Origin of the sequence: Wenxinia marina DSM 24838 (genome assembly GCF_000379485.1) — a bacterium.
GTDB classification, from domain to species: domain Bacteria; phylum Pseudomonadota; class Alphaproteobacteria; order Rhodobacterales; family Rhodobacteraceae; genus Wenxinia; species Wenxinia marina.
The window spans coordinates 1-6,828 of the sequence record NZ_KB902295.1 but is presented as its reverse complement, the minus strand read 5'-3'; the positions used below and the strand labels follow the sequence as shown (position 1 = coordinate 6,828).

The following is a 6,828-nucleotide window of genomic DNA, read 5'->3' as shown; positions in this document are numbered from 1 at the left end:
GCGGCGCCGTTTCCTATTCCGGGGTTCCGGTGAAGGAGAGGTGCTCCGCCATCTTCTCGTCAAGCTCGAGAAGCTGCCGGCGGGCGCGGGCATGACGCGTCTCGGCCCGGGCCTGGGCGGCCGACATGGCGCGGGCGGCGGCCGCGCCGCCGAACCGCGCCATTCGCCGGGCGAGTCGTCCGCCGAACTCCATCAGCAGCGGGTCCTCGGCGGAGAGGATCGCCTCCCAGCTGCCGGGATCGCCCTGGCGGCCGGCCCGGCCCGCCAACTGCCGGTCGATCCGACGGGCGGTATGGCGCTCGGTCATGATGACGTGCAGACCCCCCGCGGCCCGCGCCCGCGCGTCCAGCACGATGTCGGTGCCGCGCCCCGCCATGTTGGTGGCGACGGTCACGGCGCCCGCGCGCCCGGCCTCGGCGACGATCGCCGCCTCGTCGGCATCCTGTTCGGCGCTGAGTACGCGGTGCGGCACGCCCAGTCTCTGAAGGGCCGCGCTCGCCGCATCCGAGGCTGCTACGGTGCGTGTGCCGATCAGGACGGGTCGGCCGGCCCGGGCCAGCCGCTCGGCCCGGCGCGCGACGCGCCGCCATTTCGTCTCGGCCTGCGCGGCGATCCGGGTCCGCCACGTCTCGCGGCGGGAGCGGCGGTAGGTGGGAATCGAGACGACGGGAAGGCGGTAGACCTCCCAGAACTCTCCGGCCGCCTCGCGCGCGGTGCCGGTCATGCCGCCGACATGCAGGTAGCGACGGAAGAAGCGCTGGAAGGTGATCTGCGCGAGAGTGACGCGGCGCGCGGTGATCTCCACCCCCTCCTTGGCCTCGACGGCCTGGTGCAGACCCGCCGACCAGCTTCGGTCGGGCATGACGCGTCCGGTGTATTCGTCAACGATCTCCACCTTGCCGTCGCGCAGGATGTAATGCTCGCCCAGCGCGTGCATGTGCCGGGCCGAAAGGGCGGTGCGCACGGCGTCCTCGCGCAGCGGCCCGACTCGCCAGCCCTCGGGCAACTGGTCGGCGGCGTCGGCCACGGCGGCCCGCCCTCGATCGGTCAGCTCGACCTGATGTCGCGACCGGTCGAGACGGAAGTGGCGGCCCTCGGTTAACGTGGCGGCGATCCGGTCGGCCCCGCGCGCCGTCTCGGCCTCGACCTCGATGTCGCCCGGAGGGACCGAGAGGATCAGGGGCGTACGCGCCTCGTCGATCATCACGCTGTCGGCCTCGTCCACGATCGCGAACTGCAGCCCCGGCATGAGGAAGGCGCGGTCGTCGAGAAAGGCCCGCATCCGCATGTCCAGATCGCCCGTGCGCGACCCCATGGCGACCCGGTCGCGCAGGAAGGTAAAGGCCACTTCCTTGCCCGACGCATAGACGATGTCGCTGGAAAAGACGCGGCGGCGGCTCTCGGCGTCCATGCCTTCCTCCACCGCGTCCACCGTCAGGCCGAGCCGGGTGTAGAGCGGGCGCATCGTCACGGCGTCGCGGCCGGCGAGGTAGTCGTTGGCGGTGATCAGGTGCACCTTTCGCCCGCCGAGCGCGGCGCAGCCGGCGGCGAGGGCGAGGGCCAGCGTCTTGCCCTCGCCGGTCTGCATCTCGGCGACGGCGCCGTTTAGGACGGCCCGCGCCCCCAGCATCTGCGTCCAGTAGGGGCGTATGCCGAGGGTCCGCTCGGCGGCGGAGCAGACCGTGGCCAGCGCCTCGGCCAGCAGCCGCTCTCCGGGATGCGCCCGGGCGCGGCGGAGGCGGTGCGCGAGCCCCGTCAGATGCGCGTCGAAGGCCGCCTCGTCGAGCTGTCCCAGGCGGGACAGTCGCAGACGGACCCGCCAGGTGAAGGTCCGCCAGGGACGGGCCCGCAGGGCGCTGCGGGGGCGGGACGTCACGCGCTCCACCATGCGATCGAACCGGGAGGGGGCGGGAGCCGCGGGCGCGCGCGGATAGAAGGCGCCTTCCGGCGAGGCCGGCCATCCGCTAGCCACGGCGCGCGCGCTCAGACATTGAGGTCGCGCAGGAAGACCTGCCGCACGCCCCGCCAGAGCTGCTCGCCGAGCGGGCGCGCGCCGTGGTCGAAGCGGATGTAGACCCGTTCCCCCACCGCCGTCAGGGGCCGGCCGTCCGCGGGAGTCAGATCGACGGTGAAGACGATGCCGACCGGCGTGACTCGATCCGTCGCCCGCGGGTCGAGCGGGATCGGCCCGCCGCCGGCCCGCCCCAGCGCCGGGCTCGGCAGTTCGGTCGCCGCCGCGGGACGGTCGCGGCTCAGCGTCGCGGCGATCTCCTCGTCGGGATGGCTCGCAAGGCGAAGGCGGACGTCCTCGACGCCGAGACGAAGGAGGTCGATCCGGGCCTCGGGGATCACGGCGCGGATCTGGCCAGGCGCGTCGCCCATGACCCACGCCAGCGTTTCGCCCTTGCGCGCGAAGCGGCCGATCAGCTCCTCGCCCGAGGGCATCAGCAGACGGCCGTCGATCGGCGCGGTGACGATCTGCTCGCCCCTCCGCTCGACGGCGAGCGCGAGCGCCTGCTCGGCCAGACCGAGCTCCTGCGAGATCAGATCGGCCTGCACCCGGTCGGCGGCCAGAGCCTGGATCCGGCGGAGCCGCAATTCCTCGATCTGGCTCTCGACCAGGGCCACCCGGGCTTCGATCAGGGGGTCCTCAATCCTGAGGATCGGCGCGCCCGCCACGAGATCCTGGCCCGGCTCGGCCAGAAGCTCGACCACGAAACCCTCGGCCCCGGCGATGGCGAGCGACTGATCGGGTGCGCGCACAACGCCCTGCACCATGGTGGCCGAGGGCACGGGCTGGACGAAGATCAGCCAGAAGAACATCGCGCCGATCCCGGCCGAGGCAGCGACGGCCCGGCCCCTGCGCCCGTCGAGCCGGCCGTCGGCGACGACGAACCAGAACCCCTTGGCCAGCGGCACGACGAGAAGCAGGATCGCCGACCAGAGCGCCAGCGCCAGGCCGATCTCGAAGAACAGGTTCGCGACGACGAGCAGGATCGCGAGCATGATGAAATAGCGGTAGATCAGGGACAGGATACCGTAGGCGACGAACCAGGTCGCCTCGCCCCGCGCCATCGCGGGGGAGCGCGCGTCCTTCAGCCCGAAGAGGTATCTCTGGGCCAGATACTTCAGGTGCTGTGTCGACCGCGTCCCGAGATTGGGGATCTCGACCAGATCGGCCAGGACGTAGTAGCCGTCGAACCGCAGCAGCGGGTTGCCATTGAAGAACAGCGTCGACAGCCCCGCAAGCAACATGACGTTCATCGCCGCCGCGCGCGTCAATCCCGGCTCGAGCTGCGTCCAGAGGATCGCCGCGAGTCCGGCGAGGAAGAGTTCCACCACGATCCCGGCGCCCGCGACCCCCGCCCGGTGCCACTTGTTCCGGAAGCCCGAAGAGGCGGAGGCGTCGACGTAGGGAACGGGCATGAACACCAGCAGCATGATCCCGATCTCGTGGACCTCGCCACCCCAATGGCGGACGGCATAGGCGTGGCCGAGTTCGTGGACGGCCTTGACCAAAGGATAGAGCGCGACGACGAGAAGCAGGTTGCCCGCGCTGAGCGCCCGGTCGGCCACGTTGTTCTGCAGGGCGTCGATATCGGCCAGCGCCAAGACCAGACCGGTGCCCACGACACCCAGCCAGAGCAGGAGGCCGAACCAGCCGAAGAGCGGCCGCACGAGCCAATGGGTCGCCCGCACGAACCCGTCGGGATCGAAGAGCGGCACCCGGATCGCCAGTGGATTGCGCAGGCCGGCGAGCCGCTTGGTCCGAGAATCCCGTGCGCCCCGTTCGACCAGCCGGCCCATGTCGGGGGGGATGTCCGCGTGCAGCACGTCGGCCCGATGCAACCGTATCAGAAGCTGCATCGTCTCGTGCTGCGTGGGCAGGTCATCGCCAAGCGCCTCGGCGGCGGTGCGCCAGATGTCCTCCATCCGGCGCCGGCCGTTCATCAATCCGATGATCTGCCAGGCCGCCTCGGACACGCGCAGGTAGGCGCCGCTCGCGTGGTCCTCGATGACGTACCAGACCTCGCTCCGGAACACGGCGCGGTGGACCTGCGCATGGCTGCGCAGCCGGGGGGTGAGGTCGGCGACCCGGTACCAGGAGGGACTTTGCAGCGACTCCGTCACGGGGCCCAGCGCCACAGGGTCAGGCGCAGCCAGTCGACCACGCCGCGGGTCCAGACCACGGGGAAGGGCCTTTCGCCGATCCCGATCTTCGCCACGCCCGCCATGCCGGGCCGCAGCAGGTCCGTGGGCTCGGCCAGTTCGGCATCGACGCGAAACACGTTCCGGCCGTCCTCGACCCCCGCGACCGAGGTCACGCGCCCCGTCTCGATGGCGAATTCGCGGCCGGGTAGGGCGGACAGGACCACCTCGCCGCGCAGCTCAGGCTCCACCAGGGCGAGGTCGCGTTCGTCAACCGACAAAACGATCCGGTAGGCGTCCAGCGGGGCGATCTCGTAGAGGACCTCGCCGCGTGCGACCGGCGCTCCGACCGACTGGTCGAGATCGCCGGACAGAACGATGCCGTCGAAGGGGGCGCGGATCTGGGTCCGCGCGATGCGTTCGTTCAGAAGCGCGATCTCGGCCTCTGCCTGCTCGATCTGGGTCGCGGCGATGCCGATGGCGGCGCGGTCCCGTTCGGCGAGGGCGGTCTCGTATTCCCGTTGGCGCTGGGCGCGCACCGTCTCCCACCGGGCCAGTTCGAGCCGGAGATCCCGGTCGTCCAGTTGGGCGAGCATGTCGCCCTCGCGCACGATGTCGCCCGCGATCGCCGCAGCCGCGGAGACGTAACCGTCGAGCGGCGCGGCGACCACGCGCCGGATCGCGCCCTCGACGCGGGCGTCGGCCGTGATCCGGAACGGCACGGTGGTGTTCCAGGCCAGCACCCCCGCTAGCGCTAAGAGGACGAACGTTGCCTTCAGCCCAGCGTTGCGTGGGCCCATCGTCCACGCCAGTCCGTTACCGACACTCTGCGCGGCCTTCACCGGCAGCGGCCGGTCGTTCAGCCGCTTTTCCTCGAGCACCGGCCCCAGCACACCCGCCACCGCCTGGATGAGGTCCACCTCGTCGGGCCGGAAGGGATTGGCCGCCGTGCGCTCGAACGTGAGCGCGCCGGTCACCCGGCCGTCGCGCCGAAGCGGCGCGGTGAGGATCGCCCGCGGTGCACCTTGATCGCCGAGCGCGTCATGGGCCGCCGTGAGGGTGAGCCTGTCGGCGGCATCGTCGGGCAGGAGGATCGGCCCGCCCTGGTCGATCGCCTCGTCCATCGCATCCGCGATGCGCTGCATGAGTTCGGACTTGCGGGAGAAGCCGCCGGAGTGGGAGAGCGCGACGACCTTGGACCGGAGCCGCCGGCGCACGCCGAGCGCGACCCGGTCGCAGCCCAGCCGGTTGGCCAGATCGGTGACGGCGGTGGCGGCGGCGACGGTCCAGCGCGGCTCGTCCAGGGTCGCGGCGAGAAGCTCGACCACCGACCGGGCCCTGGCCTGGGACAATTCGCCCTCGGCCATCTGCCGCATGAGCACGCCGAACTGGACGCCAGGCAGGGCCCAGCTGATCTCGTCGACGACGCGGCGCAGGTCGAGGTCGGCCCGCACCGGCAATTGCACCGCGACGACGCCATGAAGCGCGCCGTCGAGAAGGATCGGCACCCCGATGGCGCAGGAGGTCACGCCGCGATCCAGAAAGCCGCTCTTCACGATGGGCTTGCGCTGAGCGACGGCATGATCGAGCGCCGCGCTCAACCCTTCACCCGGGGTTGCGTCGGGCGGCGACAAGGCGCTGAGCATATATGGCCCGGTATTCACAGGCCCCATCGCGAGAACGGCCACTTCGGCGGTCAGCCGAGATCGCAATCCGGCAATCCAGTTCTCGTCGTCTGCGAACCCGGCCGACGCCTCGGCGTTGATGCCATTGGCTGGGGTCGGGGCGGCCGGCGGATCAACGGCGCCATCTGTCCGCGTGCTCATGAGTGGACACCCTCCAACCTCAAAACTGTTGAGGGTACACGTATGGGCTGTCAACTGGGCACTGTTATCTGGATGGCCCTAACGGGACTGTCATGTCTGGACGGCCCTGACTGCAAGTGCTGATTTGGCGGCGTGCCGATCGTAGCGGTGCGGTCATGTCTCCGGCCTCGGTGCGGTTCGCATGACCGCTGGCCTTGATGAAGTCCGCGCACGAGGTCCTGATCAGAGAGGAGCGGGCTGAGAGGCCCAGACAGTACCACGGGGTGTCCTGGCTGCGGTTCCGCTGATCATCATCCTCACATGGCCGCGGCAGACGCCTGCCGCGGATCTTGTCTCAGCTCATGCCGGCGCGCTCGCCAGATAGGCCTCGTTTCGGGCCATCACGGCCCAGGCGAAGCGCGCCGTCTTGGGCGGTCTCAACCGGTCGTCGCAACACCTTTGTTAAAGGAGGTTGCGATGACGACAAGCAGACGAAAATCCGAACGATCAACGGGGCGAAAGCTGCGCTCTCCTGGGCGGCCCGGAGTGGCGCAGCGGTTTGAACGCCAGCGCTTCTGGGTCCTGATTGCTCTTGGTCTTCCCAGCGAGGAAGCTGCCGTGCGGGCCGGTGTCTCGCAGCCGGTCGGAACACGGTGGTTTCGAGAGGCTGGCGGCATGCCCCCTTCGCATTTGGCGCCATCGGCGCCGCCGCCATCTCGGCGCTATCTCTGCCTTGAGGAACGTGAAGAGATCGCGCTGCTGCTGGCGCGGGGTGTCGGCTTGCGCGAGATCGCCCGCCGCCTGCGGCGGGCAGCCTCGACAATCTCGCGGGAGGTCCGATGCAACGCCGCGACCCGCTCGGGTGGGTTCGATT

4 protein-coding genes are annotated in these 6,828 nt (G+C 70.5%); 1 reads left to right on the top strand and 3 read right to left on the bottom strand.

What is annotated here, in order from left to right; genetic code table 11:
• Positions 1-13: 13 nt before the first annotated feature.
• From A37W_RS0112340 to A37W_RS0112330, 3 genes are all read right to left on the bottom strand, one after another.
• On the bottom strand, positions 14-1,876 hold the full coding sequence (locus A37W_RS0112340; RefSeq protein ID WP_229666036.1) for a preprotein translocase subunit SecA: 1,863 nt from the start codon (positions 1,874-1,876) through the stop codon (positions 14-16).
• 107 nt (positions 1,877-1,983) lie between these two features.
• A complete protein-coding gene (locus A37W_RS0112335; protein ID WP_026198467.1) occupies positions 1,984-4,131 on the bottom strand; it encodes a peptidase M50 in 2,148 nt (715 codons plus the stop codon).
• Entirely contained in the window at positions 4,128-6,029 is a 1,902-nt protein-coding gene (locus A37W_RS0112330) for an efflux RND transporter periplasmic adaptor subunit (RefSeq protein ID WP_229666035.1), read from the bottom strand. Before A37W_RS0112330 ends, A37W_RS0112335 begins: the two co-directional genes overlap by 4 nt.
• A 402-nt stretch (positions 6,030-6,431) precedes the next feature.
• Between A37W_RS0112330 and A37W_RS24325 the strand changes: the two genes are divergently transcribed.
• A partial coding sequence (locus A37W_RS24325; RefSeq protein ID WP_254656012.1) for a helix-turn-helix domain-containing protein occupies positions 6,432-6,828 on the top strand: 397 nt, incomplete at its 3' end.